This window comes from Caproiciproducens galactitolivorans, assembly GCF_029266045.1.
Taxonomy (GTDB): Bacteria; Bacillota; Clostridia; order Oscillospirales; family Acutalibacteraceae; genus Caproiciproducens; species Caproiciproducens galactitolivorans.
In genome coordinates this window covers 1-26,876 of record NZ_JAJUFJ010000011.1, presented here as the reverse complement: position 1 = coordinate 26,876, position 26,876 = coordinate 1, and the positions used below count along the sequence as shown (strand labels likewise).

General features: G+C 52.5%; 28 protein-coding genes and 2 rRNA genes. 3 read left to right on the top strand and 27 right to left on the bottom strand.

Annotated features, from left to right (window positions below; translation table 11 throughout):
- The first annotated feature begins 8 nt into the window (after positions 1-8).
- A complete protein-coding gene (locus P9B68_RS08790; RefSeq protein WP_135658847.1) occupies positions 9-386 on the top strand; it encodes a hypothetical protein in 378 nt (125 codons plus the stop codon).
- Here P9B68_RS08790 and P9B68_RS08785 read toward each other — a convergent pair whose 3' ends face one another.
- From P9B68_RS08785 to P9B68_RS08715, 15 genes are all read right to left on the bottom strand, one after another.
- A complete protein-coding gene (locus P9B68_RS08785; RefSeq protein ID WP_135658844.1) occupies positions 387-1,289 on the bottom strand; it encodes a hypothetical protein in 903 nt (300 codons plus the stop codon).
- A gap of 18 nt (positions 1,290-1,307) precedes the next feature.
- Positions 1,308-2,552 carry a glutamate-5-semialdehyde dehydrogenase gene (locus tag P9B68_RS08780; RefSeq protein ID WP_277668869.1) on the bottom strand — a complete coding sequence of 415 codons (1,245 nt, stop codon included), beginning with the start codon at positions 2,550-2,552 and terminating at the stop codon, positions 1,308-1,310.
- A 23-nt stretch (positions 2,553-2,575) separates the two neighbouring features.
- A complete protein-coding gene (proB, locus tag P9B68_RS08775) occupies positions 2,576-3,376 on the bottom strand; it encodes a glutamate 5-kinase (RefSeq protein ID WP_135658837.1) in 801 nt (266 codons plus the stop codon).
- 271 nt (positions 3,377-3,647) lie between these two features.
- Complete coding sequence (locus P9B68_RS08770) at positions 3,648-5,897, bottom strand: polyribonucleotide nucleotidyltransferase (RefSeq protein ID WP_277668868.1); 2,250 nt, start codon at positions 5,895-5,897, stop codon at positions 3,648-3,650.
- Positions 5,898-6,059: 162 nt separating this feature from the next.
- Complete coding sequence (gene rpsO / locus P9B68_RS08765; RefSeq protein WP_135658832.1) at positions 6,060-6,323, bottom strand: 30S ribosomal protein S15; 264 nt, start codon at positions 6,321-6,323, stop codon at positions 6,060-6,062.
- Between the two features lie 151 nt (positions 6,324-6,474).
- Entirely contained in the window at positions 6,475-7,413 is a 939-nt protein-coding gene (ribF, locus tag P9B68_RS08760; RefSeq protein WP_135658829.1) for a riboflavin biosynthesis protein RibF, read from the bottom strand.
- Complete coding sequence (gene truB / locus P9B68_RS08755) at positions 7,410-8,348, bottom strand: tRNA pseudouridine(55) synthase TruB (RefSeq protein ID WP_277668867.1); 939 nt, start codon at positions 8,346-8,348, stop codon at positions 7,410-7,412. The genes ribF and truB overlap by 4 nt, the downstream gene beginning before the upstream one ends.
- A 21-nt stretch (positions 8,349-8,369) precedes the next feature.
- Positions 8,370-9,314 carry a DHH family phosphoesterase gene (locus tag P9B68_RS08750; protein ID WP_277668866.1) on the bottom strand — a complete coding sequence of 315 codons (945 nt, stop codon included), beginning with the start codon at positions 9,312-9,314 and terminating at the stop codon, positions 8,370-8,372.
- Positions 9,307-9,663 carry a 30S ribosome-binding factor RbfA gene (gene rbfA / locus P9B68_RS08745; protein ID WP_135658821.1) on the bottom strand — a complete coding sequence of 119 codons (357 nt, stop codon included), beginning with the start codon at positions 9,661-9,663 and terminating at the stop codon, positions 9,307-9,309. Before rbfA ends, P9B68_RS08750 begins: the two co-directional genes overlap by 8 nt.
- 217 nt (positions 9,664-9,880) lie before the next feature.
- Positions 9,881-12,298 (bottom strand): translation initiation factor IF-2, encoded by a 2,418-nt coding sequence (infB, locus tag P9B68_RS08740; protein ID WP_135658819.1) that lies wholly within the window; start codon positions 12,296-12,298, stop codon positions 9,881-9,883.
- Positions 12,299-12,313: 15 nt separating this feature from the next.
- Positions 12,314-12,637, bottom strand: coding sequence for a L7Ae/L30e/S12e/Gadd45 family ribosomal protein (locus P9B68_RS08735; protein ID WP_135658816.1), 324 nt, complete (start codon positions 12,635-12,637; stop codon positions 12,314-12,316).
- Positions 12,630-12,899: an RNase P modulator RnpM gene (gene rnpM / locus P9B68_RS08730; protein ID WP_135658813.1), complete on the bottom strand. Its 270-nt coding sequence runs from the start codon at positions 12,897-12,899 to the stop codon at positions 12,630-12,632. The genes P9B68_RS08735 and rnpM overlap by 8 nt, the downstream gene beginning before the upstream one ends.
- Before the next feature lie 22 nt (positions 12,900-12,921).
- On the bottom strand, positions 12,922-13,980 hold the full coding sequence (nusA, locus tag P9B68_RS08725) for a transcription termination factor NusA (protein WP_135658810.1): 1,059 nt from the start codon (positions 13,978-13,980) through the stop codon (positions 12,922-12,924).
- A complete protein-coding gene (locus P9B68_RS08720) occupies positions 13,977-14,486 on the bottom strand; it encodes a ribosome maturation factor RimP (RefSeq protein WP_277668895.1) in 510 nt (169 codons plus the stop codon). The genes nusA and P9B68_RS08720 overlap by 4 nt, the downstream gene beginning before the upstream one ends.
- A 116-nt stretch (positions 14,487-14,602) precedes the next feature.
- On the bottom strand, positions 14,603-15,139 hold the full coding sequence (locus P9B68_RS08715) for a stage V sporulation T C-terminal domain-containing protein (protein ID WP_135658806.1): 537 nt from the start codon (positions 15,137-15,139) through the stop codon (positions 14,603-14,605).
- Positions 15,140-15,424: 285 nt separating this feature from the next.
- Here P9B68_RS08715 and P9B68_RS08710 point away from each other — a divergent pair, with 285 nt between their 5' ends.
- Positions 15,425-15,880: a hypothetical protein gene (locus tag P9B68_RS08710; protein WP_135658803.1), complete on the top strand. Its 456-nt coding sequence runs from the start codon at positions 15,425-15,427 to the stop codon at positions 15,878-15,880.
- Between the two features lie 71 nt (positions 15,881-15,951).
- On the opposite strand, the gene P9B68_RS08705 is transcribed toward P9B68_RS08710, so the two are convergent.
- The 9 genes from P9B68_RS08705 to rplM all read right to left on the bottom strand — a co-directional run bounded on the left by P9B68_RS08705 (position 15,952) and on the right by rplM (position 23,524).
- A complete protein-coding gene (locus P9B68_RS08705) occupies positions 15,952-16,542 on the bottom strand; it encodes an Rnf-Nqr domain containing protein (RefSeq protein ID WP_277668865.1) in 591 nt (196 codons plus the stop codon).
- Between the two features lie 3 nt (positions 16,543-16,545).
- The gene (locus P9B68_RS08700; protein WP_167875170.1) at positions 16,546-17,157 is read right to left on the bottom strand and encodes an Rnf-Nqr domain containing protein; all 612 of its coding nucleotides are present in this window, start codon (positions 17,155-17,157) and stop codon (positions 16,546-16,548) included.
- Positions 17,147-18,124, bottom strand: coding sequence for an RnfABCDGE type electron transport complex subunit D (locus tag P9B68_RS08695; RefSeq protein WP_243112956.1), 978 nt, complete (start codon positions 18,122-18,124; stop codon positions 17,147-17,149). Before P9B68_RS08695 ends, P9B68_RS08700 begins: the two co-directional genes overlap by 11 nt.
- Positions 18,111-19,148: a 4Fe-4S dicluster domain-containing protein gene (locus P9B68_RS08690; RefSeq protein ID WP_135658794.1), complete on the bottom strand. Its 1,038-nt coding sequence runs from the start codon at positions 19,146-19,148 to the stop codon at positions 18,111-18,113. Before P9B68_RS08690 ends, P9B68_RS08695 begins: the two co-directional genes overlap by 14 nt.
- A 44-nt stretch (positions 19,149-19,192) precedes the next feature.
- On the bottom strand, positions 19,193-19,837 hold the full coding sequence (gene rpe, locus P9B68_RS08685) for a ribulose-phosphate 3-epimerase (protein ID WP_207669556.1): 645 nt from the start codon (positions 19,835-19,837) through the stop codon (positions 19,193-19,195).
- A gap of 223 nt (positions 19,838-20,060) precedes the next feature.
- Entirely contained in the window at positions 20,061-20,348 is a 288-nt protein-coding gene (locus P9B68_RS08680; protein ID WP_135658790.1) for a hypothetical protein, read from the bottom strand.
- 54 nt (positions 20,349-20,402) lie between these two features.
- Positions 20,403-21,617: a 3D domain-containing protein gene (locus tag P9B68_RS08675; RefSeq protein WP_135658787.1), complete on the bottom strand. Its 1,215-nt coding sequence runs from the start codon at positions 21,615-21,617 to the stop codon at positions 20,403-20,405.
- 1,059 nt (positions 21,618-22,676) lie between these two features.
- Positions 22,677-23,078 carry a 30S ribosomal protein S9 gene (gene rpsI, locus P9B68_RS08670; protein ID WP_135658784.1) on the bottom strand — a complete coding sequence of 134 codons (402 nt, stop codon included), beginning with the start codon at positions 23,076-23,078 and terminating at the stop codon, positions 22,677-22,679.
- Positions 23,079-23,095: 17 nt separating this feature from the next.
- Positions 23,096-23,524 (bottom strand): 50S ribosomal protein L13, encoded by a 429-nt coding sequence (gene rplM / locus P9B68_RS08665; protein WP_135658781.1) that lies wholly within the window; start codon positions 23,522-23,524, stop codon positions 23,096-23,098.
- Positions 23,525-23,849: 325 nt separating this feature from the next.
- Between rplM and P9B68_RS08660 the strand changes: the two genes are divergently transcribed.
- Positions 23,850-24,398, top strand: coding sequence for a biotin transporter BioY (locus P9B68_RS08660; protein ID WP_135658779.1), 549 nt, complete (start codon positions 23,850-23,852; stop codon positions 24,396-24,398).
- Between the two features lie 323 nt (positions 24,399-24,721).
- On the opposite strand, the gene aroF is transcribed toward P9B68_RS08660, so the two are convergent.
- The 3 genes from aroF to P9B68_RS08645 all read right to left on the bottom strand — a co-directional run.
- Positions 24,722-25,735, bottom strand: coding sequence for a 3-deoxy-7-phosphoheptulonate synthase (gene aroF / locus P9B68_RS08655; RefSeq protein WP_277668864.1), 1,014 nt, complete (start codon positions 25,733-25,735; stop codon positions 24,722-24,724).
- Between the two features lie 257 nt (positions 25,736-25,992).
- Positions 25,993-26,109, bottom strand: a 5S ribosomal RNA gene (gene rrf / locus P9B68_RS08650).
- A 683-nt stretch (positions 26,110-26,792) separates the two neighbouring features.
- Positions 26,793-26,876 (bottom strand): 23S ribosomal RNA (locus P9B68_RS08645); the annotation flags it as partial.

Sequence of the window (26,876 nt, the reverse complement as noted above, 5' to 3'; positions counted from 1 at the left end):
GGTGGAACATGGCTGATAGTTACAATTACGATATGCAGCGCCTACAGCAAGATGCAATCCGGCGCGCGCGCGAAATGCAGTCGCGCGCACAGGCTGCTGTTTCACAGTCGAATCGAAATATCCCGAATCCGCCGGGGGCAAACCAGGCACGCAACAATGCCCCGTCCTCCCAGCGTTCGGCGGCTGCGCCAACCGCTTCCCCGGCAGAAAAGCCCACTCCGCAGCATTCCAACAACACAGGAGGTCAGATGGTTCCGTTCCGGAATCTGTTCGACACCCTGTTCGACGACAGCGAGCGAACGCTCATCCTAGTGCTGATGCTGCTCCTCATTGAAGAGCGCGCGGACACCGGGCTGATCTTCGCGCTGCTTTATCTGGTGCTGTGATTACTTTTCCTGCGGTGTCCGAATGGCGTAGATGTATTCCTGATTTGTTTTCGGATCGGATTTGAGTATGTACTCCATATATTTTGTAGGCTTGGGGGTTACAACGGCACTCGTGGTCTGGTTGCGCGACGCGTCGCTTGGCGAAACGTATCCGACACGCAGCACGGTGGTATCCCCCTGCTTTTTTGCGCTTTCCGTATAGGGCGTGAAGCTGCTGTCCGAAGAATATAGTGCGACATGGAACTGGTTCTTTTCGGAATTGTATTCAAAAAAGGTTTCCTTGGCCGGTGTTTTGGGCTGAAGCTGGCAGTCCGGCCCGAAAAGCTCATGGCAAGCGTTTACCACGTCGCCAAGCGGAACAAGGACTCTTCCGCTGTCGTCGTAGCTGTTGTAGTTGGAACCGCCGTTCGCCGTAATCGTTTTCCAAAGCGAAGCGTTCAGCACAAATTCCTCATCGGCCTTATCCGGCGAAGCAAACGGCTGCGGATCCTGCATGACGACGGTTGTAAGGAAGGAATCATAGGCTCGCAGCTTGCTGTCGTCGGTAGCCGCGCGGTAAATGCTCTTTCCGATTGTCCCGGCAATAAAGCATACGCCGACCAGCGCAAGAAGCAGCACCAGGGTGCCGGCCGCCACGCCGTAACGGCGGCGCCGGTGCGTACCGGTGCGCTTGGGCTCTGCCGGCTGTTCCGGCTCCACGGCATCCTCCGGCTCATCTGGGTTCAAACCGTCATCCCATTTGGCTAAAAGCTCTTCATCGCCGTTGGTTTCGTCTTCTGGAAGGAAATCGTCGATCTCCATTTCCTCCGGCTCAACGGGGTCTATCTTCTGATTGGGCTTGTTATAAGCATCGCGATAGTCGGCTGAAAAGCCCGGAATGGATTTCTTTCGTTTTTTGCTCATCTGAATAAACTCCGCTTTCTATCGTATTTGACCGCTTCCACTGATAATAAACTTTGTGGAGGTAAGCTGATTTACGCCCATGGGGCCGCGCGCGTGCAGCTTCTGTGTGGAAATTCCGATTTCAGCGCCCAGCCCGAATTCGCCGCCGTCGGTGAAACGGGTGGAGGCGTTGACATAGACTGCCGCGGAATCGACCCGCTCGGTAAATTCCCGCGCGCGCTCATAGCTTCGGGTAACGATGGCCTCGCTGTGCCCGCTGGAATACCGCGCGATATGGTCAATCGCTTCGTCGATGCTGTCCACCACTTTGACCGCGAGGATAAAATCAAGGTATTCCGTCGCCCAATCCTCCTCCTGCGCGGGGACGATATCTCCGCCCAGAATTGCGCGCGTCCGTTCGCAGCCGCGGATTTCCACATGCTTTTCGTCCAGCCGCGCCTTGATGGCGGGCAGCGCCTTTTCCGCAATATCCTTATGGACAAGAATGGTTTCAATCGCGTTGCAGACGGACGGGCGGGAAGTCTTTGCGTTAAAAATAATCTCCGCCGCCATATCGATGTCGGCGCTGTCGTCCACATAAACATGGCAGTTGCCCGCGCCGGTTTCAATCACCGGCACCCGCGAATTTTCCACCACGGACCGGATAAGGCTTTTCCCGCCGCGGGGAATCAGCACGTCGAGATATCCGGTAAGCTGCATCATTTCTAAGGAGGACGCACGGCTGGTATCCTGGACAAGCTGGATTCCGTCTTTCGGCAACCCGGCTTTTTCAATCGCGCCGCGCAGAATTTCCGCCACGCACCGGTTGGAAAGGAAGGCTTCTTTTCCGCCGCGCAGAATCACCGCGTTGCCCGCTTTCAGGCAGAGCGCCGCCGCATCGGCCGTGACGTTCGGCCTTGCTTCGTAGATCATGCCGATAACTCCGATCGGGACGCGCACCTGCTCAATTTTCAGCCCGTTTGGGCGAACGCCCCCGCCCACGATGGTGCCGACCGGGTCTTCCTGCGCCGCCACGCAGCGGATCCCCTCCGCCATGCCAAGGATACGGTCGCGGTTCAGCGTCAAACGATCCAGCAGAGATTCACTCATACCGCTTTGGCGCGCGGTGTTCACATCCTGCGCGTTGGCGGCAAGAATCTCTCTTTCGCCGCTTTCAATTGCCGCGGCCATTTGAAGAAGCGCCTTGTCCTTTAACGACCCCGCCGTTGCCAGCGCGCGGGCCGCTTCCTTCGCGTTTTTCCCCATCTGCTCCAATACGGTCATGCCGTTACCCCCTTTGTTCTATCTTACTTCTTTTTCGTGCCGAAAACTGTCCCTATTTGTACGCCGTCGAAAAGCTGGTACAGGGATTTCGGGTCCGCGCCGCTCATCACACAGCAAGGGATACCCGCTTCGTTGGCATAAGCCGCCGCGCTCACCTTAGTGCTCATGCCGCCCGTACCGCGGTTGGAGCCAGTACCGCCCGCAAGTCGCCGGATTTCATCGGTGACCTCCGGCACATAGGGGATGCGTTTGGCATTCGCGTCCACGCGCGGATTCGCATCATACAGGCCGTCGATATCCGTCAGGATGACCAGCAAATCGGCATCGACCAGCCTTGCCACCGTTGCGGAAAGCGTGTCGTTGTCGCCAAAATTGTTGCCAACCAGCTCGTCGATGGCAACGGAGTCGTTTTCGTTCACAACGGGAATAATATCCATTTTGATTAACTCATTGAATGTATTCTGGGTATTGCGCTTATTATGTTCATTCGCAATGACGTCGGTGGTCAGAAGAACCTGCGCCACCATCCGGTTGTACTCGCCGAACAGCTTGTCGTACATAAACATCAGCTCACACTGGCCGACCGCCGCGACCGCCTGCTTGCGTTCCGTTTCCTGCGGTCGTTCCGGCAGCCCGAGTTTTCCAACGCCCACGCCGATTGCGCCGGACGTGACAAGGATAATTTCCCTGCCGGAATTCTGCAGATCGCTCAGCACCTTGCACAGCGTTTCCATCCTGCGCAGGTTCAGTTTTCCGTTTTCATACGTCAGGGTGGATGTGCCTACCTTGACAACGATTCTTTTTGCCTGTGTTATTGCCGACATATCTTTTCTCCTAAATTTTATTGATCCTGTTTTTGCGGATTTCCTTCCCGGCAGGCTGCCATTGCACCGCCTGAAAAACCGTTTTTCACATTCTTTTACAGGGCCCATGTAAGTAAAATTATAGCACATTTTCACATGATTTTGAAGAAGCGTTTCGAATGATACGCAAAATCGAAGAAAAAGCGCGGCCGGTTCGGCCGCGCTACTATCAATTGCACCGGGCAGAAAAAAACTCCCGGGGCAGATACCCCAGGAGAAAAATTGTATTTGATCAGCTCTTGGAGCCGCGCGGTTTATTGGTATTGGCAATAAAACCGTTACTTGCGCGCGGACGGTCGCTACGGCGATGGTCGTCATGCCGGTGGTCATCCCTGCGTGGGAACGAACGGCGCGGTGCGTCAGAAATTTCATTTTCCGGCTTCAGGCCCTCCACCTCGATCAAAGCGTCGCGGCGGGAAAGGTTCAGCCTGCCTTTATCGTCGATTTCAAGCACCTTGACCATGACCTCGTCGCCGACATCGACAGCGTCGGTCACTTTCTCGGTGCGTTTCACATCCAAACGGGAAATATGGACAAGACCTTCCTTGCCCGGCGCAATTTCAACAAACGCGCCGAAGTCCATAATGCGGGTAACCTTACCGTTGTAGATTGCACCCGGCTCGGGGTCGTTCACAATCGTGTCGATGATGGTCAGCGCACGCTGGCAGTTTTCGGCGTCGAGGCCGGAAACATACACGTGCCCATCCTCTTCCACATCAACCTTCACGTCACATTCGGCGCAGATCTTTTGAATAATCTTTCCGCCGGAGCCAATGACTTCGCGGATTTTATCAATTGGAATTAAAGTGGAGAACATTTTCGGCGCGTACTTAGAAAGCTTTTCGCGCGGCGCCGGGATAGTCTTCAAGATGATTTCGTCAAGGATATAATTTCTTGCTTTATGCGTCTTTTCAAGGGCTTCCTTGATTATTTCCGGAGTCAAGCCGTCAATTTTCAGGTCCATTTGAATGGCGGTAATTCCTTCGTGCGTACCGGCAACCTTAAAGTCCATGTCGCCGAAGAAGTCTTCCACCCCTTGAATGTCAACCATGGTCATCCAGCGGTCGCCTTCGGTAATCAGGCCGCAAGAAATACCCGCAACCGGTGCCTTAATCGGCACGCCGGCATCCATCAGCGCAAGCGTGGAGCCGCAGATGGAAGCCTGGGAAGTAGAACCGTTGGAAGAAAGCACCTCGGAAACAAGGCGGTAAGCGTACGGAAACTCCTCCACGCTCGGGATAACCGGAACCAGCGCGCGCTCCGCAAGGGCGCCGTGCCCGATTTCGCGGCGGCCCGGGCCGCGGCTCGGCTTTGTTTCGCCGACCGAATAGGACGGGAAATTGTACTGGTGGATATAGCGCTTGGTTTCTTCCTCGTCAATGCCGTCCAGAATCTGGGCATCGCTGACGGGGCCGAGGGTTGCAACGGTCAGAACCTGCGTCTGGCCGCGGGTAAACATACCGGAACCGTGCACGCGCGGCAAAAGGCTTACTTCCGCAGCAAGCGGGCGCATCTCGTCCATCTTTCTGCCGTCCACACGCTTCTGCTCGTCAAGAAGCCAGCGGCGTACAATATATTTCTGCGTTTTATACATACACTCGTCGATCTTTGCCTCCTGGTCGGGGTAAATCTCGTCGAATTTCTCATGTACCTTTTCATAAATGGGTTTGAGCCTTGCGTCTCGCACGTTTTTATCGTCTGTGTCGAGGGCGAGCTTCACATCTTCCAAGGCGAATTCCTTGATCGCGTTGAGCATCTCCTCGTCCGGCTCATTGCTTGGGTAGGAGAACTTCTCTTTGCCGATCTCAGCCTGAATCCCTTTAATGAAGGCAATAATTTTCTGGTTTGCCTCGTGCCCGGCCATAATGCCGTTATACATCACCTCGTCGGAAACGATGTTTGCGCCCGCCTCAATCATGGCAATGCGGGTTTCGGTGGAAGCAACGGTTACGGCCATCTGGGAAACCTTGCGCTGTTCAGAGGTCGGGTTAATAACATACTGCCCGTCCACATAGCCGACGGAAACACCCGAAATCGGGCCCTTCCACGGGATATCGGAAATACTGAGCGCAATGGAAGTACCGACCATGGCGGCAATTTCCGGCGAGCAATCGTGGTCAACCGACATAACCGTACAGACAACGGAAACGTCGTTGCGCATATCCTTCGGGAACAGCGGGCGAATCGGGCGGTCGATGACGCGGGAGGTCAAAATCGCCTTATCGCTCGGGCGGCCTTCGCGTTTCAGAAAAGAACCGGGGATACGGCCAACGGAATAGAGCTTTTCCTCAAAGTCAACGGAAAGCGGGAAAAAGTCCACGCCCTCGCGCGGTTTCGGGGAAGCGGTTACGGCAACGTGAACCACGGTTTCCCCATAACGAACCAAGCATTCGCCGTTCGCAAGCTGGGCCATTTTACCGGTTTCAATAACCAGCGGACGCCCGGCGAACTCTGTTTCATAAACTTTAAAGTTTTCGAACATAGTTTTCCTCCAATTCAAACGGGAAAAACAGGTTTAGCAATAAAACCGACGTCCAACGCGCAGGCGCCCGTTTCACTGCTAAGTCCCGTTTCAGCCCGTTTTTTGATTTTAATAAAAAAGCCTTAAGGCAGGCGGCATGGCCGCCTGCCCTAAAGGACTGGATTACTTGCGTATACCAAGCTTTTGGATGATGGAACGGTAACGCTCAATATCGCGTTTCTGCAAATAGTTAAGCAGGTTCCTTCTTGCACCGACCATTTTCAGAAGACCGCGGCGGGAATGGTGATCCTTCTGGTGCGTCTTCAAATGCTCGGTAAGATCGTTGATTCTTTTGGTAAGAATCGCAATCTGCACTTCGGAAGAACCGGTGTCGCCCTCATGCAAAGCATACTCTTTAATAATCTCTGTCTTTTCTTCTTTTAACATTATTTTCCACCCTTTCTAATAATAGACCCTCAATCGCAGAAAAAGGCTGGTGAATTCCCCGCAGCGGGGCTTGCTCCTTTATCCGGGAAAGGGGCATCATACTTTTTTATTATAACATGCTAAACTTTTTTTGTAAATTGTTTTTTGCCCTCTATATGCCTTGTTCGAATATTGCCCTGTTTTTTTGAAAATATTCCTTTGCCTGTTCCCCGTTTTTGTGGATTTCCGCTCGCAACTCGTCCAACCCGGCAAATTTTTTCTCCGGGCGGAGGAACTTCATCAAATCCACGCGGACGGTTTTTCCGTAAAAATCCTCACCGCTGTAATCCGGAAGCCAAGTTTCCGCTAAAACGCAAGGCGAGCCGACCGTCGGTTTAATTCCGACATTGGTCACGCCGCAGTATTCCTTCCCGCCAAAAACAGCCCGGGAAACGTAAACCCCGAACCGGGGAAGCACGAAATTTTTCGGAATCGCCTGGTTCAGCGTGGGGGTTCCCAGCCTGCGCCCCAGCTTGCGCCCGTGCAGAACGGGCGAGCGGTAACCGTACGGTCTTCCCAGAAGGCGGGCCGCCTCGTCCACGTCCCCGTTTGCAATCAAACCGCGGATACGCGTGGAGCTGACGGTGTCCCCGTCCAGCAGGACGGCTTCGGCAATCTTGGTTTTCAAGCCCCTCTCGCCGCAAAGCTGCTCCAGCGTGTGGCTATTTCCCTTTCCGCCACAGCCAAACGTAAAGTTGAATCCGCAGCAAACCTGCTTTGCATGGCAGACCCGAATCAGCACCCGGTCCACAAATTCCTCCGGGGTATAATCCTTGATCGTGGAAAAATTCAGGATATAGAGCTGTTCCACGCCGAATTTTTCCAGAATATGAATTTTCTGTTCCTGCGAAAGGATTTCACCGCCCGCGCAGCCGCCCAGATCGGCGAGCGGGTTGCGCGCAAAGGTAAGAACAGCGGGCAAAAGCCCATCTTTTTTCGCTTCCACCGCCGAACCGATTACCTTTTGATGGCCGACGTGCAGGCCGTCAAAACTACCGAGCGCGACCGCAGTATTAGCGAGTGCGGGTGTTAAATCATAGTTTATCCTCATTTTGTCTTCGCTCCATCTGTTTTGTCCATGCTGTCACAAAATAGGCGAAGCACACATAGCTCCGCTTTTCCGGTATCCACGTTCCCCAGCCCCAGAAATACGCCGTTGGGAGAAAGGACGCGGAAAACCGCGCCGTTTTCCCTGGCGCGGGGGGAAATGGACGTGCGGTCCAGGGAAAGCCTGCCGCCGTTTCGAAACCGGTTCGCCTGCGCCCCGGTTACCCGAACCGCAGGGAAATGCAAAAACAGGCTTTCCACCGGCAGGAGCTTTTTCGAAAGCGAACCCTGAGCGGAAAGCACCCGCGCTTCGTCCAGCGTAATCGCCTGCGCAAGGGTAAAGCCCGCCGCCGAAGTCCTCCTCAGCGAGGTCATAACGCCGAAGGTCCCCAGCTTTTCGCCGATATCCGCGCAGAGGGTGCGTATATACGTCCCCTTCGAGCAGCGCACAAGCAGGCCGCCGCTCTGGGTATTTTTGTCAAAATCCGTAAGCTCCAACCGGTAAACGGTTACCGGGCGCTTTTCGCGCTCGACCTCGACGCCTTGGCGGGCAAGGTTATAAAGCCGCTGGCCGTTGACCTGCACCGCCGAGTACATAGGCGGGAGCTGAAAAATATTTCCCCGGAAATAGGGCAATACCGCCTCAATTTGTTCCCTTGTTACCTTTTTTGCGCTTTCCTGTTGCTTTTTGCCGGTGCTGTCCTGTGTATCGGTAGAGTAGCCAAGCGCAAACCCGGCCGCATACTCCTTGTCCGTGTCCGTCAAAAGCGAAGCCGCCCGCGTCGCCTTTCCCAAAAGCAGGGGCAGCACCCCGGTCGCCATGGGGTCCAGCGTGCCGGTATGGCCGATTTTTTTCTCGCCGCACAACCGGCGCATCACCGCGACCACGTCAAACGAAGTGAAATCCCGCGGCTTATCCAATACAATAACGCCGTTCACGCCGCGTCCTCCCTCGCATTTTCATATATGTTTCCGAATTTCCTCCAGCATCTGCTTTTCCGCCTGATCCATGGTGGTATCAAACGTGCAGCCAGCCGCACCAGCATGTCCGCCGCCGCCGAATGCGGCGCAGATATCGGAAGCGTTGATGGGCGGGCGAGCGCGCAGCGAAACTTTGCAGGTGCCGTCCGGCTTTTCGCGCAGCGTAACGCCGACCAGCACCCCTTCAATCGCACGCGGGATCGAAGCAAGCCCTTCGATATCGCCCTCCGTCGCCCCGGTGCTGCGGATCATTTCCAAGGTTATTTTAATGACCGCGACGCGGTTATCGTAATAATAACGGATGGTTTCCATCACGCGGCGCTCCATCCCGATGCGCGCGCGGGATTTCGTGTCGAACATTTCGCGGTTGATGCGGTTGCCGTCCGCGCCCTTTTCCACTAAGTCCGCCGCAATGCGGTACGTCCGCGGCGTGACGTTAATGTATTTAAAACAGCCCGTATCCGTGGTAATCCCCGTATAAAGGCAGTCCGCGATTTGACGGTCGATTTCCACATTCAAAAGGTTCAGCACGTCAAAAATAATCTCGCAGGTCGCCGCCGCTTTCGGGTCCACACAGGAACGCTTCGCGTACCCCATATTGGAGGGATGGTGGTCGATGCATAGGTCAATTTTCTCGCCGTACAAGCTTTGATTCGGCTCACCGATCAATTGTGTGTCGGCAATATCCACCGCCACAATCGCCTTCGGAGTGAATTCCTGCTTCTCCACGCCGCCGAAAAGGTAATCGTACTTGGGCACAATCGGGTCGGAGCATTTGATCATGGCGCGCTTCCCAAGCTTTTGCAGCCCGCGGCAAAGCGCCGTAGCCGAACCGAGGGTGTCGCCGTCGGGGTATTGGTGGCACAGGATCAGGATATCATCCGCCCCGCGCAGGAACTCAGCCGCTTCGTTCCGGCTAACCATCTTTTTTATCACTCCTTAGGTCATTGAGTATCCGTGAAATATTCGCGCTGTATTCAATGGAATCGGTGGGCTTGAAGAGCAGCTCCGGCACATGCCTGAGCTGCAGGCGCGCGCCGAGCTCGTGGCGGATAAAGCCGGAAGCGGATTTCAGCCCGGTAACCGCCTGCTTCGCGCGCTCCATTCCCTCCATCGCGCTGATATAAACTGTACAGAAAGATAAATCGTTGGTAACTTCTACCCGGACAACGCTGATCAGCCCCTGGATCCGCGGGTCTTTCAGCTCGCGGAAAATGGCCGTAAGCTCGCGTTTAATATCCTCGGTAATGCGCCCCATTCTGTGGCTGGCCATTTCATACCTCCGTAATATAACACTCATTGGGTTTATTCTTAAATAACCTTCGGTTTGGAAAACGGGCAGCCTGTGACAAAACGTGCAAGATAAGGAGGCAAGCGCCGTAAAGGAGGAGCATACTTTCGTATGTGCCGGAATTTGCAAGCGCAGCCAACTTAGGAGGCAAAATTGCGAACAATTTTGCGGTTGCAAAGATTTGCCATCAGTCTGTGCCTTATTCTCTATAAGCCTCCATCATAAAGGCTTCCAAAATGTCTCCCTGCTTAATGTCGTTGAACTTTTCAAGCCCGATGCCGCAGTCGTAGCCTTCGGCCACTTCCTTTACGTCATCCTTGAAGCGGCGCAGGGACGCAATTTTATCCTCGGTGATCACGATGCCGTCGCGTACAACGCGGACCTCCGCGGTACGGGTAATCTTGCCCGTCGTAACATGGCATCCGGCAATGGTGCCCACATTGGAAATTTTATAAATTTCGCGGCATTCCGCCTTGCCAAGGGCAACCTCGCGGTATTTCGGTGCAAGCATTCCCTTCATGGCGGACTCGATTTCGTCGATGCAATCGTAAATAATGCGGTACAAACGCACATCCACGCCGTCGCGCTTCGCATTTTCCTCGGCAACGGGGTCGGGGCGCACATTGAAGCCGACGATAATAGCGTTGGACGCGGTTGCAAGCATAACGTCGGATTCGCTGATCGCGCCGACGCCGCCGTGAATGACATTCACGCGGACTTCGTCGTTGCTCAGTTTTTCCAGCGACTGCCTTACCGCTTCCACGGAACCCTGCACATCCGCCTTGACGATAATTTGGAGTTCCTTCATATCGCCCTGCTTCATCTGGTCAAACAGATTGTCAAGAGTAACCTTCGTGCGAGCGTTGAACCGCTCTTCCTTCAGCGCGTTGCGGCGCTGTTCCACCAGCTCCCTTGCAAGGCGTTCGTCGGAAACGGCGTTGAAAATGTCTCCGCCCGTCGGCACATCGTCCAAACCGGTAATCTCCACAGGAACGCTCGGACCCGCGGAATCAATCTTTTTGCCGTTCGCGTCCGTCATGGCGCGCACACGCCCGACGGTGGTGCCGGCAACCAGAATATCGCCCGTATGGAGCGTACCGTTCTGCACCAGCATCGTAGCGATCGGGCCGCGGCCCTTGTCGAGCCTTGCCTCAATTACGGTACCCTTTGCCGCGCGGTCCGGGTTTGCCTTCAGTTCTTTCATATCGGCGACCAAGATGATCATTTCGAGCAAATCCTTAATGCCGGTCTTCTTCAACGCAGAAACCGGAATGCACGGAGTATCGCCTCCCCATTCCTCCGGCACAAGGTCGTATTCGGTAAGCTGTTCCATAACATGTTGGGGATTCGCGCCGGGTTTATCCATCTTATTAATCGCGACAATAATCGAAACACTCGCCGCCTTCGCATGGTGGATCGCCTCAACGGTCTGCGGCATGATGCCGTCGTCCGCAGCGACAACCAAAACCGCGATATCCGTTACCTGCGCACCCCTTGCACGCATGGTGGTAAACGCGGCGTGACCCGGCGTATCCAGGAACGTAACCTCGCGGTCGCCGAGCTTTACCTGATAGGCGCCGATATGCTGGGTAATTCCACCTGCTTCAGTTGCGGTAACGTTCGCGTGGCGGATCGCGTCGAGCAGGGAGGTCTTTCCGTGGTCAACATGGCCCATAACGACAACAACCGGCGCGCGCGGCACAAGGTTGTCGTCCTCATCCTCGCTGTCGTCGATAATCTGCTCCTCGATGGTAACGACGACTTCCTTTTCCACCTTCGCGTGGAATTCCATCGCCACAAGCGAAGCCGTATCAAAGTCGATCACATCGTTTACGGTGGCAAACACGCCCAAGCCCATCAGCTTTTTGATGACTTCCGCGGCGGTTGCCTTTAAGCGCATAGCCAGCTCGCCAACCGTGATTTCTTCCGGAATCTGAACGGTAATCGGCTTTGCCTTGCGCTCCATCGCGATACGGCGCAGGCGCTCGGCCTCGGTTTCCTTGCGGGAATTGCGTGGCTTGTTGCGGTATTGGCTGCTGCGCTGGGTCAGCTTCTGCTTCTGTACGGTGTTATTAGTGTTGATCTTCTCGGAAGCGAGGCGGTCATACTTCTCGTTGTATTTATCCAGCTCCACATGGGAAGCACGGGTGTCGACAATCCGGCCCATGGGGCGGCGGATGCTGTTGTCGGTATTATGCACCGGCTGTGGTTTTTTCGGCTGGGTATTCTGAACCGGTTTGGAAGGAACGGGTGTTTTCTGCTGCGGTTTCGGGCCAACCGGCGTAATTTTGCCCGGTTTCACCGCTTTGCGCGCGGGTTTCTGCGCCTCTTTTGCGGGCTGCGAAGATGCGGCGGGTTTTTCCGGCTGGATGGAAACATCCGGCTTTTCCGGTTCGACAACGGTTTCCTTCTGGTTCCCTTCCGCAAAATACGCGTCCAGATTTTCCAAGCTGTTCTTCTGCGTAAAGGCTTCAAAAACAAGATCGAGTTCGTTTTCGTCAAGGGCGGTCATATGTTTTTTTACTTCGCCGGTATATTTCTGCAATGTGTCGATGACTTCCTTATTCGGTACGTTCAGGTCTTTTGCCACCTCATGAACCCTGTATTTTATCATCATATATCAAATTCCTCCTCATTCCTCAGTTCCGGCCGTTTCCGCTGTGCACAGCGTAAGCAACTTGGAAGCGAACCCGGCATCATTCACCGCAACAACTCCGGTTCGCTTTCCGAGAGCCATGCTGATTTCGTCCATCGTGGAGGGAAGCACCTGAACAGCGATTCCTTCCTTGTCGGCTGCAAACCGTACCCCGCCCGACGTTCGGCGCGACAGATCCTTTGCAAGCAGCACGAGTTTTGCGCTTCTTTTTCGCAGCGATTCGATCACCGCGTCATTTCCGAGCGAAAGCCTTCCGGCCCGCCGCGCAATGCCAAGAAGCTGCAGTATTTTTTCATTCATTCTGGCTGATTTCCTCCTCCATACGATCGTAAACCTCATCGGGAATTTTACAGGAGAAGGATTTTTCAAATCTTCTCGATTTCCGTGCGGCTTTCAGGCAATCGATGCTTTTGCAGACATACGCGCCGCGCCCCGGTTTGCGCCCCGTAAGGTCAAGGGAGATTTCCCCTTCGGGCGATTTTACAACCCGCACAAGTTCTTTTTTTGGCTTCATTTCCCCGCACCCCGCGCACATGCGAAGCGGTATTTTCTTCTTTTGCATCGCTCTCACCGCCTTATCTGGGTTATTCTTCCTCGTCTTCGCCGTAGAATCCGCTCTCCGGCTTTATATCAATTTTCCAGCCCGTCAGCTTGGCGGCAAGGCGGGCATTCTGCCCCTTGTTGCCAATGGCTAGGGAAAGCTGGTTTTCCGGCACCGTTACGCGGCACGCGTGCGAACCGTCCTCCGCCGGAACCACTTTAAGAACATTGGCGGGTGAAAGCGCGGAAGCGATAAATTTCGCGGGATCCTCGCTGTACTCGACAATATCGATTTTTTCGCCGCCCAGTTCGTTGACAATGTTGGATACGCGCGCGCCGCGCGCGCCGATGCATGCGCCGACCGCGTCTACATCAGGGTTATGGCTCAGCACCGCAATCTTTGTGCGGGAGCCCGCTTCGCGGGATACCGCTTTTATTTCCACAGTACCGTCGTAAATTTCCGGCACTTCGGTTTCAAACAGGCGTTTCACCAAATCGGGATGGACGCGGCTGATCATGGCGCGCGGTCCCTTTTCGGTTTCCTTTACATCGACCACGTACACCTTGATGTGGTCGCCCTCAGTCAGCTTTTCGTCGCCGACCTGTTCGCTTTTCGGCAAGATTGCCTCCGCCTTTCCAATCAACAGCGTCGCCGCGCCGGTGCGCGGGTCAACGCGCTCAACCAGCGCGCTCACCAGTTCCTGATGCTTGCTTTGGAATTCTTGCATCATCTGGCCGCGTTCGCCGTCGCGGATGCCCTGGCGGATAATGTTGCGCGCGGTCTGTGCCGCAATGCGCCCGAACTCCTTGGTATTGAGCTGAACATTGACCATGTCGCCGATCCCCACCGTGGGGTCAATGCTGCGCGCATCCTCCAAAAGGATTTCCTTTCCCTGATGGGTTATGTCCTCAACGACGGCCTTGCGCAGGTAGACCTCAAACGTACCTGTTTCGGGTTCCATGTTAATCACGCAATCATCGTTGCCGTAGCTGCTCTTGCAGGCCGTAACAATCGCTTTTTTAATTTTGTCGATCATAAAATCGACCGGGATGCCCCTTTCCTTTTCCAGAAGGGAAAGAGCCTCGAAAACTTCGCTGTTCATTCCTCAATACCTCCAACAATATCATCTTCCACCAGCCGTACGGACGAGGCATCCTTTTGGGCAAGTGAAACGGTTTCTCCTTTTTCCGTTTCCAAAATGATCGTACCTTCCTGAAAATCCCGGAGCGTTCCGATAAGCTCACGCCGACCGTCCTCCAGGGGGTGAAACAGCTTTGCCCGGACTTTTACCCCCAAAAACGCCCGGAAATGCTCCTCGCGGACAAGCTCGCGCTCCATTCCGGGGGAAGAAACCTCCAGGCAGTAAGACTGATCAATCGGGTCAAGCTGGTCGAGCGGATCGTCGATCGCGCGGCTCATAGCCTCGCAGTCCTCGATGCCCACGCCGCCTTCCTTGTCGATAAAAATGCGCAGGAACCAACCAGCCCCTTCCTTCACAAAGCGTACGTCCCAAATCGTAAGGCCAAGGCCGGCCGCAATCGGAGCGGCAAGCTTCCAGACCACGTCAACGGTATTCCCGCCCTTTTTCCTGTTTGACAATCCGTTCACCTCATAATACAAACAAAAGAGCGGGTCGCCCCACTCTTTCATCCTTCATAATATTACTTGTTTATAATATCACAACAAACGCTTAAATGCAAGGGCAAATCTGCACCTTTTTCCGCTTATTCTTCCATTTGCTTTCCTAAAAACGACGCGGCGACCTGCGCCAGCTTTGTTTCGCTTTCGGTGGGGGTTTCATTGCCGTCGTTAGACAGCAGGATAACAGCTCCCGTTACGTCGCTGGAAGCAATAATCGGACAGATAACTTCCGCTGTGCGGTCAATGCCTTCAATCGGCTTGAGCGGGGTATTTCCCTTGTTCACGAAGCTCTGCCGATTCTGCATATACTCCTCCAGTTCGGGAGTAACGCGGCGCTCCAAAAACTCTTTGCGCGGAACCCCCGCCGCCGCAACGACATGGTCGCGGTCACAGACAAGGGTCGGCAGGCTGACCACCTTGGAAAGCACGTCCGCATACTGCCCGGCGAAAGAGGAGAGTTCACCCACGGGAGAATATTTCTTAAAAATAACCCCTCCCTGCGTATCGGTAAAAATTTCAAGCGCATCGCCTTCGCGGATACGAAGTGTGCGGCGGATTTCCTTTGGGATGACAACGCGGCCTAGATCATCAATTCTTCTGACTATTCCTGTAGCTTTCAAAATTTATTTCCCTCCTGTTACGGTGTTGTCATTGCTTATTATCCGCAGGAAAAGCGAAGCTATGCAAGATTTTACAAGGTTGATTTTGGGAAATTTTGCCCCAGTTTCTTTCACGATTTTCTTTAATAAATTACATAAAATAAATTAAAAGAAAACCGGAAGCGCCCTGGTTTTTCTTCCTTCTGAGGGGTATTTCTTTTTCGGAAGCCTGTTTTCGCTTGTAAACGGCGGCGCTCCGTATTATAATGAGCGTAATAAGTTTTCCCGAAAATTGGAGGTTTTACATTGAAAAGAATGTGGAAAGTATGCGCCGCCGTGCTCGCGGCTGCCGCCCTGTTCGCGCTTGCGGGCTGTTCGGCGCGCACCGCAGTTACAGCGGACGAATTTAAAAAGCAGGCCGAAGCCCAGGGCTTTAAAGTAACCGACACAAGCGGCTCCAGCGTAAGTGCTGAAAAAAGCCTCGAAGCGACAAAAAGCGAAACCGGCACAACGATAACGTATCTTGCCTTTTCCTCCGAAACTTCCGCGCAGCAGTCCTACAAAAGCATAAAATCCAGCATATCGAACGGCGCAGGCGGAACAGCTACCAATGTGGACTCCTCATCCTATAACAAATACACCTATGTAAACGGCGAGCTGACCCACACGCTGGTGCGCATGAATAAAACGGTCATTTACGGCAAAGCAACCCTCACCCACAAAAATCAAGTGGACGATTTTATGAAAGCAGTCAAATATTAAGTAATCCTCCCGGAAACCAGCCGGGAGGATTTTTTTGAAGGCAGCAGGAGCAAACGCTGTGCACCCCAACCTTAAAAGAGCTTGGCACCCGTCAGCCCAGCGAAGGCCATGGAAAGGATTCCAATATAGAGAAGCATTGCGGGAAGCCCCCGGAACGCCTTTGGCATCGCATCGTTTTTCAGCCCCGGCATCGCGTGGGCCAAAATCCCCGCAGCGAAATAAAAAGCAATTCCCGTTCCAAGCGCATACCCCGCCGCGGAGGATAGGCTTAGCGAAAAACGGTTCACAGCAAACGGTATGGAAAGCACCACGGTATTGATCGCCGCTGGCGCGAGCACCTGCCCGTACCGTTTATAAAACGGGAGAAACAGCATTTTCAAAACCATTGCCGCCAAAACATACTCCAGTACGGCGCAAAGAGCAACGACGGAGGGAAACAAAACCGGGCGGAATACGCTGCTCGCCATCTGCGTGCTAATCCACAATCCGCCCACGGAGGAAAGCAGGGAAAAAAGTGTGACAAACAGCGAATATACGCCGAGCGTCTTCGGGCGGCGCGCTGCACGGAGCACGTGGCTGAATCCCACACCGCCGTTAAACAGGATGTTTTCCGCTGTAACGGCAAGCAGGGCCGCGATCAGCATCTGCACAAAAGTCGTCATACGCTACCTCTTCTTTATGGACTTTTGGCTGCGTTTCTCGTTAATCCATTGGACAAACGCGGCAAAAAAGCCCAAAATCAAAAAACCGAAAAACGGCATGGAAACGCTGATGGCCCCTTGGGTGTCGGCGTAGGTCATCAAAAGGCTGCGCACCAATACGGTCAGCGTAATTACCAGCATAAATCCAGCGGAACAGCCCAGCGCGTCGGCAGCCACAGCCCAGCCGATATGCGTGGGCGCGTATTCGTTCGCGCGGGAAAGCATCATGGAATTGCAGATCATCAGGCTTGCCGCCATACCGAGCGAAGCGATCGAACCCGGTTCAATCTTATCGGTTAGCCATGCCGCAGGGAGGTAAAAAAGCGCGGAAGAAGCCAGCACCAATCCCGGGCGCATCCACGCAGGAACCATTTCCCCCACAAGACAGAAAAAGAGCGACAAGGGAACCGAAAGAAAAAAATACAAAAGGGAAAGTTCGGCGGCGTTTTTCAAATCGTTCCCTGCAAAAACCACCGGAAACATCCCAAGCGCCCCGACCAGCACAGGATTTTTATAAAGCACACCGTTTAAAAAGATCGTGCCGGTTTCCCGAAGAAGGACCCTTCTATTCCTCATACAGTTCCTCCCCCCATCTGCGGTCGCCGCAAACCAGGCTGTTGATCTGCGGTACGACGGCGTTTGCAAGCAGAATCGCAAACCAGGCTCCCTGCTCATACGCGCCGTAGCGGCGGAAAAGCATGATCAGGACACCGGCAAGCAGTCCGTAAAGCACCCTTCCGAAACCCGTCCGGGGCGAAGTGACCGGATCGGTCAGCATAAACACAGCGCAAAACAGAAGGGAACCCGACATCAACTCATATTTTATGGAAGTCAGCGGGGCACACGCAATCCGCGGCCAGAGCGCCGCCATTACTGCGCCCGCAAAAAGGCAACCGGCCGTAATTTCCCAGTTCGCGGTCCGTTTCAAAAACAAATACAGCCCGCAGGCGCACAGTACCAGAATCCCGGTTGCGCCAACAGGGCCTGCGAACACACCCCAGAGCATATCAAACGGAAGGATATCCGGTTTCAGCCCGTTTTTCAGGACTGCAGCTGGGGAAGGGGCGGTTTCGACATTGCAGTCCGCAAACACAGGAAGCACTTCACCCGCTGACGGGTTGAAATAGGAAAAGATCCGCTGCGGCCACAGGAGCGTTATAAACGCCATGCCCGCCGCCGCAGGGTTAAAGGGCGTATGCCCAGTAGAGCCGAACGGCTTTTTTGCAACCAAGATTGCAAACGCAGCGGCAGCACAGGGAAGCCATAGCGGCGCGTTCAGCGGCATCAGCATTACAATGATCAGGCCCGTCACCATGGAGGAACAGTCGGACGTATTGATGCTTCTTGACTGAAGCAGGCTCCACGCGATTTCACACAACACGCAGGCTACCAGGGTAACTGCCGCCATCGCAAGCGGACGGGCGCCGTAGCGCGCAACCGGCAGAACCAGCAGAAAGGCGAGCGCGGTTAACGTGTCCCGCATCATGGAGGAAACGGAGGTTTCTTTTTTCAGATACGGAGTTTTCGCGTTAAGTAATGTCAATGAAGTCACCGCTTTTCTTTAATTGCGCCGCTTTCCGGACGGCGCCGGTCAAATCGATTCCCGAAGGACACGCGACCGTGCACGCGGCACAACGGATGCATTTCTGCACATTCGTCAGCCGGACCAGGTTCGGCTTCGCGTTCTGCATCTCCTGCTGTATCTTCCACGGCACAATACCGCGCGGGCATGCGCGGGCGCAACGCTGGCAGCCGATACAGGGATACTCTTTATAATTCGGAGCCTTTTTCAAGGCAATCACACAGCGCGTTGTGGCGGCAATCGGCTCGTTTAAATCCGTTACCGCCCTGCCGGTAATCGAGGAACCAGTTACCACCAGCGAGGTTTTTTCACTTAAGCCGCAGAATTCAAGCAGTTCCTTCAGCGGCGTTCCGATACGCGCCCGGACGTTGCGCCAATGCTCCACGCCGTCGCCCGCCACCGTTACGACCGTAGAGGTTTGGGGCTCGCCGTCGTCTATGGCAGCAAGAAGGGCAGCGCAGGCCTGCGCGCCGATATAGGCGGCATTTTTCCTGTTCGCAAACAGCTTCCTTTTCAAAAGGGCGCGCGCCGGATACATCTCGCCGGCAAGAATCAGATCGGCCTGCGGGTTTATTTTCTGTATCATTTTCGCCTCGTGCTTCGTAGCGACAGCGATTTTGTTTTCCTTTGCGCCGCACGCTTTCCCGGCAAGCACCAGCCCCGCGATAATAGCGTTCGTATTTTCCCGAAGTGTGGCCATCGCGCTGGTCGTGCAGGGGTCTTCGTCAAAGCAGCACGCGACGATCATATCCGGTTTTAGGCGGCGCAGCTTTTTCAGCTTTCGAAAAAGCGGCACCCCGTCGAACTCGTCCACAATTCCGGCGGCCTGCGCTGCCGCGATAATCGCGTTGGAATTCAGTTCCCCTTTTCGCAGCGGAAGCCACTCCGTTTTTTTTTGATTTTCCGCGGTCGGAAGATCCTGAATTTTGTGCCGAAGGGAAGCCGCTTTTTGCTGATCCAGTTTTATGCCGTGCCGCAATATCACACCGTCATCCCCATTTACTCTATCAAGTCAAGGACAAATTGAATTTATTTTTGTTCGTCGGCCGCTTTCAGGGCATCGATCGCCTCGCGCGCGTCCTCGGCTTTAAATACGCTTGTTCCGGCAACGCAGATATCCACGCCCGCCTGCGCCGCCGTAACGGCTGTTTGCGGATTGATGCCGCCGTCCACCTGCACCAGCAGGTCTGGCTTTTTCGCTTTCAGCGCGCGTACCTTTTCCATCATATCGGCCATAAAGCTCTGGCCGCCGAAGCCCGGCTCTACCGTCATGACCAGCACCATGTAAAGATCGTCAAGGTAAGGTAACACCTCTTCCACCGGTGTTTTCGGCTTAATGGCAATCGCCGGTTTTGCACCGCCCGCCCTAATGGCAGCAATCGTTTCGCGCGGGTCGGACTGCGCTTCCAGATGGAACGAAACAATATCCGCGCCAGCCTTTAAAAAGTCCGGCATATACCGGAGCGGCTCGTCAATCATCAGGTGCACGTCAAATGGCTTGTCCGTAAATTTGCGCACGGCCTGCACAACGGGCGCGCCGAACGTAAGGTTGGGAACAAAATGCCCATCCATTATATCAAGATGGATCCAGTCTGCGCCGCAGATATCCATTCTTTTTACTTCATTTCCAAGCTGTGAAAAATCCGAAGAGAGCACGGAAGGTGCAATCAACATTTTCATCCCTCCATCCATATATATTTTATTTTACCTTAATTTCACAAGGATTTCAACTTCTTGGAACCGGTTCCCAAAACTTTATATAGTGCCTGCCGGGAGCGAGTCCCGGCAGACGATCTATAATAAAGCGGTTTAAATATATTTGCCCCGCACACTATTGTATGCACAAATCCGTTTTTTGGCAGTAAAAAAGCCTCGTAAAAACGAAGCTCTTTTCTTGTTATTCATCTTCACCCGGCTTGCCGCCCGTTTCTTCCGCTTTCTTTTTCTGTGTTTCCTTATAGTAAGCAAAGCAGAAGATCACCAGCGCCGCCGCCGTAATAATGCGGTAAACCCAGCCCCACACGCCGGCAAACAGGTTAGCGGCTCCCGCCGCAAAGGCAAGCCACCATCCGCCGAGGAAAAGGAAGAACGTCCCCGCAATATAAAAAATACGGTTTTCCCTGCCCAGACGGAAAATCAGGATCAACCCCGCCGCGAACCACATCGCGGAATACAGGTATCGCATAAAACCGCCTCGCTTATTCTTTCCTGGAAAAAGCGGGGTTTCCCCCGCTTCGCTTTACAGAACGTAGATATTCATGTTGCGGATGCCGAACTGCCTGCACTGGCCAACTGTATTGAAATACAGGTCGGCAACAATTCTGCCGTTCATAACACCGCCGCCGGTATCCGCCGCAATTGCATAGCCGTAAACCGTCTTGCCGTCGGGCGAAGTGATATACAGCCTGCTTCCGTAAGGAATAATCCGCGGATTTACCGCCACCAGCCCGAACGCCGCCGCCTGACCGGTAGAAGTCCAGCCGCCGCCGGTGTACCCGGTGCATTTTCCGTAAACGCATTTGCGGTAGCGTACGACCTTCCCGTTCTTGTCGGTAAAGGTTCCGTCGCCGTTTTCAACCGTGCCGACTCTTTTCTTTGTACCTACTACGGTCACCTGCTCCACCGGCTGCGAAATTACTGTGCTTGAAATTTCTTCACTGCCGGCAAGCTTGCCGTCGACAAACTTCTGATTCAGAACAACCGACTTAACGCCGGCTTTTCCGGGAATACGGATCTGCTTCTGCCCCTTGTAAAGGCTGGCGCTCTTTTCCGTGCGGTTCTGAAAAGGAATCGCCTGCTGGGCGGTAACCTGGCGGTACTCGACCCTTGCGACGGCGATCTTCATGCCTTCGCTTACGGCGGCATCCTGTTTCACGCTGACGATGTCGTTTTTCCCGACTTCCACACCAGCTTCGTCCAGCGCCTGCGCTACTGTGCCCTCGCTGACGACCACCGGGGTGGTTTTCCCGTCCGCCGCAATGCTGACATTATAGCGTTTTATCACCTTGATATCGGTCTGTCCTGTAATCGGTGTGTCCGCCGCAGGAGAAACTGCATCGTTTTTCCCCGGCGTAACACCCGCTTGTGCAAGTGCCTGCGCCACTGTGTCACCATAGTGCAATGTGACGGCTTTTGTTTCGCCGCCGTTTTCAATATTTACCGAATACGCGCTGCGGACAATCAGTTGAATGGAACCGTCCGAAGCGGTTTGAGGACTGCGTACAACCAAATCTTCGTCGCTTACCGTAATTTTTGCCGCGGTAAGGATATCGTCGGTTTCGTCACTAAAAAGCTGAACGCTCTTCTTTTCACCGTTATAGTCGATTACAGCGTTACGAGTTGCAGCCGCTACCGTGACGACCGAACCGACCGTAATCATAATCATAATTGCAAGCGCAGCCACTCTTTTTATTGTGCTTTTAAAATCTGCTCTATTTCGTATGAAATTTCGCATTCAGTCACCCTTTTCTTTGCTTTTGCACAGTAAATATGGGCTTTACCCACCACATTGGCACACGTCTATTTTTCAGGATATGCGTCAATGGCGTAATTATATCCACCGAATGCATAGCTGTCAAATTGTTAACACGACTTGGTTTGTGCATATTGCACAATGCTAAAAGTCATTAAAATCTTCTTTCCCTTCTGTAATTGCTGATTTGACATTATTTTCACATTCCTTACGGTTTTTAAAAATGGCTTTTCTGTGCAAAGTGTAAGAAAATCATAGTTACAAAGTTGTTACAACTATTACAGCGTTGTTTATTCTTTATTTTTTGACAACAGTTTTCTTTTTTTAGCTTATCTTAAAAAGAGAAAATCTTCAAATTTTGGCTCTGTACCTGGATTTTTTTCACTGTACTTTTTGTATTGACGAATCGTGTCGAACTTAGCTTGCTGTTCCAAGAACGAAGTTTCCCCGTTTTTTCTCGTCTAGAATATCCCTTCGTTACACATCCCTATTTTTATTTTAAAAGATTCGATATCCGTCCGGAGAACATACTATATATAGTATAGGAAACGCTTGAAAGGAAAAGCGTAAAAAGGGGTAAAAACTCCATATATAATGTAAGGGAAATCCTCTCCCATGGAGCTTTAAAATTGGAACTGATTCTATCACTAGATTTTCCAATATGTGGGAAACACACATACTTTCCGCTGGTTATCCATTTCTTCTGCAAGAACATTATTTCCCTTTGAAGAAAGCGCCTTGTTCCGATCCATTTTCGCCTTGAAATTCTAAGGAAATTTGTACTTCTGAAACCGGTTTCCCGCTTAAAATCCGGGGGTAAAAACAGCCGACAGACTTACTTCTATAATATATATTAGAAAAGGAAAAATCGGTTTTCGCGCCGGAAAAGAAGCATTTCGCTTGGATGCGATTCCTTGCTTCCGCATCAGGGAACCTCTTTTAAGCACAAACAAAAACCTCCAATCGTAGGTTTCAATCCTACAATTGGAGGCTCTTTCTTTCGTGGATTTCCCACGAAAACGTTCGTTTTGAAGATGGAAATTATCTCTTTGAGAACTGAGGTGCGCGACGGGCCGCTTTGAGACCGTACTTCTTGCGCTCCTTCATTCTCGGGTCGCGGGTCAGGAACCCGGCCTTCTTCAAAGGAGAACGTAAATTTTCGGAATCGTACTGGAGCAGCGCTCTTGCAATGCCGTGGCGGATTGCGCCGGCTTGCCCGGTAACGCCGCCGCCTGCAACACGGCAGACAATGTCAAACTTCTCGTTCGTGCCGGTCAGAACCAACGGCTGGCGAACGATGAGCTTTAAGGTATCCAATCCGAAGTAATCGTCGATATCTCTGTCATTAATGGTAACCTTGCCGGTGCCCTGATAAAGCCTTACGCGGGCAACGGAGCTTTTTCTTCTTCCGGTTCCATAAAAATAGGGTGCTTTCTCGTACATTCTCTAGTCCTCCTCCCTTATCGATCCCAGACTTGCGGCTTTTGGGCGGCATGCTTATGCTCTGCGCCCTCGAACAAGCGAAGTCTGCCCATGGCTGCACGGCCGATGGTATTGTTGGGGATCATGCCTTTAACGGCAAGTTCCATGGCTTTGCACGGCTTTTGATCCATAAGGGTGTCATAACGAACCGCTTTTAAATGGCCGATATACCCTGTGTGATGATAATAATATTTCTTTTCCAGCTTTTTTCCGGTGAGAACCGCATCTTTGCAGTTAATGATGATCACATGATCACCGCAGTCAACGTGCGGGGCATAGGTGACTTTGTGTTTTCCGCGGAGCAGCATGGCGGCCTGCGCGGCTACGCGCCCCAGCGGTTTGCCTGCTGCGTCGAGAACGTACCACTTACGCTCAACTTCGCCGGCCTTTGGCATATAGGTGGACATGACTATACCTCCTGAAATTTGTTTGAATCCTATAAAAAACCCTGCCCCTTTGGCAGGGCAGCCTTTTAAAAAAGCGCGCTGGAATCCGGCGCAAAGGATTTGCATGTATGATAGTACCATATTGCGGCGGCAGTGTCAAGAGCAAATCTCCAATATTTTAATTTGCCGACGTATATCTCTTAATTTCACGCGCTTTTAGGCTGTATCGTACTGTTACGAGCGCGTCATTTCATTTTTTGTCTATCGTAAACTTATAATTAATATAAAGGTTGACAATTAAAATTTCAATGCTATACTTTAAAATAAAAAAGATTAGGAGAATTTTATGAAAACAAAGCAACTAACAGTTACCGCACTTTTCACCACATTGACGATAGTCTTTGCCCAACTCATTCTTCCGCTGCCGTTTACGCCGGTGCCGCTTTCTCTTTCCCTGCTTCCTGTGTTCCTGTCCGGGGCGATTCTGCCGAAGCGGTTTGCGGTTCTGTCCCAGCTTGCCTATCTTCTGCTGGGGATTGTCGGCCTGCCCGTATTCGCCGGATGGAAGGGCGGCCCTGGCGTTGTTTTCGGCCCGACCGGCGGCTTTTTGGTCGCTTATCCGATTATGGCGTTCGCAACAGCTTTCATATTGGAGCGGAGTAAAAAGAAAAACACCGCCGCCTGTGTTCCCGCCATGCTCGCTGCGCTTTTCATCTGCTACCTTTTCGGCTCCGTATTTTTCGCAGTTTCCGCAAACGTCGGCTGGGTAAAGGCCCTTTCGGCGACGGTTTTCCCCTTTGTCTTGTTTGACTGCCTGAAACTTGCCGCCTGCGCCATACTTGCCCCGGCGATCAACAAAGCGTTAATTCAGTCGAAATTATTCCCAATTGTATAGATTTTGACAAATAAAATTGACAACTACCTGGATAATAAGAAAATAATTATCCCTAGAGTATATGTTCCGGCTTCTATTTTTGTCATGATGGCGCATAGCAAGGATTTCGCCTTTTGTAATATTTTTGTTTTATTATACATATTGTATATTCTATTTCCTCTTCGATAAGGCGCTTTTTCATCGGTGAAATCTAAAGGATCATCCACGCTGTCCCATCGATTTGCGCCAACCGCGCAAGTATTTTGTAGCCATCACATTGACCTCGTTCCCCTATGCCGGATAATACACATAAAAATGGCGGCCGGAAAAACGGCCGTCTTTCTCTATATTTCGCGTCCGACAACACGCGCAAGCTCTCCGACTTTTTTCGTTAACTGTCCGAAGCTTTCCGGGGTGAGCTGCTGCGCGGCGTCACTCATCGCGGCTTTCGGGTTCGGGTGCACCTCGATAATCAGCCCATCCGCACCCGCGGCAATCCCCGCCAGCGACAGGGCGGCAACATACCTTGCTTTCCCCGCCGCGTGGGACGGGTCAATGATAATCGGCAGGCAGCTCCGCTCCTTCACGACCGGAACCGCGGAAACATCCAGCGTATTGCGCGTGGCGGTTTCAAAGGTGCGGATCCCTCGTTCGCAGAGCACGACATTATAGTTACCCTCGCTCATAATGTATTCCGCCGCGTCGAGCCATTCCTCAATCGTAGAGGAAATTCCCCGTTTCAGAAGCACCGGGATTTTCGAGCGCCCGACTTCCCGCAGAAGGCGGAAGTTCTGCATATTGCGCGCGCCAATCTGCAACATATCGCAGTACTTTCCGGCTGTGTCAATCTGGTCGTGCGCCACTACTTCGCTGATAACCTTCAATCCGGTGGCGTCGGCGGCTTTGCGCATCAGTTTAAGTCCTTCCTCTTCCATGCCCTGGAAGGAATAGGGGGAAGTCCTCGGCTTATAGGCGCCGCCACGAAGGAATTGCGCGCCGCCGGCTTTTACACCCAGAGCCGCATGCATAATCTGCTCCTCGTTCTCAACCGCGCACGGGCCTGCCATTATGACCAGCTTTTTTTTGCCGATTTCCAGCTCGCCGACCTCTACCACACGCCCGTCCGGGCACATTTCATGGCTTGCCAGCTTATAGGAATGCATAATCGGAACGCATTTCTCAACGCCTTCCATTAATTCAAAATCAAAATCGCCTAATTTTGTCTTGTCACCCAAAACGCCGATAATCGTCGCCTGCGACCCGGTGGAAAGGTTCGCGCCTAAACTGTGCTCCTTTAGGACTTCAACGATTTTCTCCACGTCCTGTTGTGTAGAATCCTTTTTCATTACAATAATCATAAGATCTATCCCACTCCCCGGTTAGAGGATTCCTTTCTTTCGTCACTTCAATTACTTTATGCTTTAAATCACTAAATATCTTATCATGGATATTCGGAAATTGCAACTTGTAGCGCATGAATCCTTATTATTTATAATAAAATCCGCTTGCCTTTTTGCTCGCCGCGAAACCTTTCGAAATCCGGGCTATAACCAGATTCTTTCGAATTACAAAACAAATAAAAAAACAGCCACCCTATTGGATGACTGCTTTAAGATGTCGGCACCTTCCTATTGTCCCAGGCCGTTGCCAGCCAAGTATCTTCGGCATCGATGAGCTTAACTTCCGTGTTCGGAATGGGAACGGGTGGACCCTCATCATCATCAGCACCAACTATTATCTCTCGTGACGACTTTATTATAATACCACGTTTGCCGACAAATTGCAAGTGTTTTTTTTAATTTTTTTAAGTTTTTTATTCGTAAAATATTCCTTCTGCGGAAGAAAGAATACTGGAAACAAGGCTAGCCGCACAGGCAAAGCCCGCCACGATAACAAAAGCAAGCAAAACAATTGCAATGATTAAAAGCACCTTGGCACGATGCGCCTGCTGGAGATCCCTGCCGTAGAAGTGTCCTGAAATAATAAATGGATCGGGTGCCGTTTCGTTTGGTTTTCCTATTCAATGCGAAGTAACCGGAGCCTCCATAACCCGGGGGTATTCGTATAATAAGCAATACCAAGCGCCAAACACACGCGATATGCACTCGCATATAAAGAACCATAGCGCCTATCGTTTTTTCAGAAAACGATAGGCATATTACATGGCCCTACGGCCCGTTAACGGAGCCATTTCCGCAAGCCCTATCGCTTAAATTATAATGCATTGTCCGATTTTCGGCTTCGAAATAATGAAAACCGCTATCCGTGTTTGATTCCGTTAGCAGAACGGTTGGTTGTATACACCGAAGCGGATAACAAAAAGACCTGTTTTTTGGACAGGTCTTTCATTTGTACACTAAAAACTGAATAAAGGAAACAAAGCAGAAGTGAGAAATGAGGGAGACCAAGAAAAATATGGTCAAGCCCTCGGCCTATTAGTACTGCCAAGCTGAACACGTTACCGTGCTTACACACGCAGCCTATCAACCTTGTAGTCTT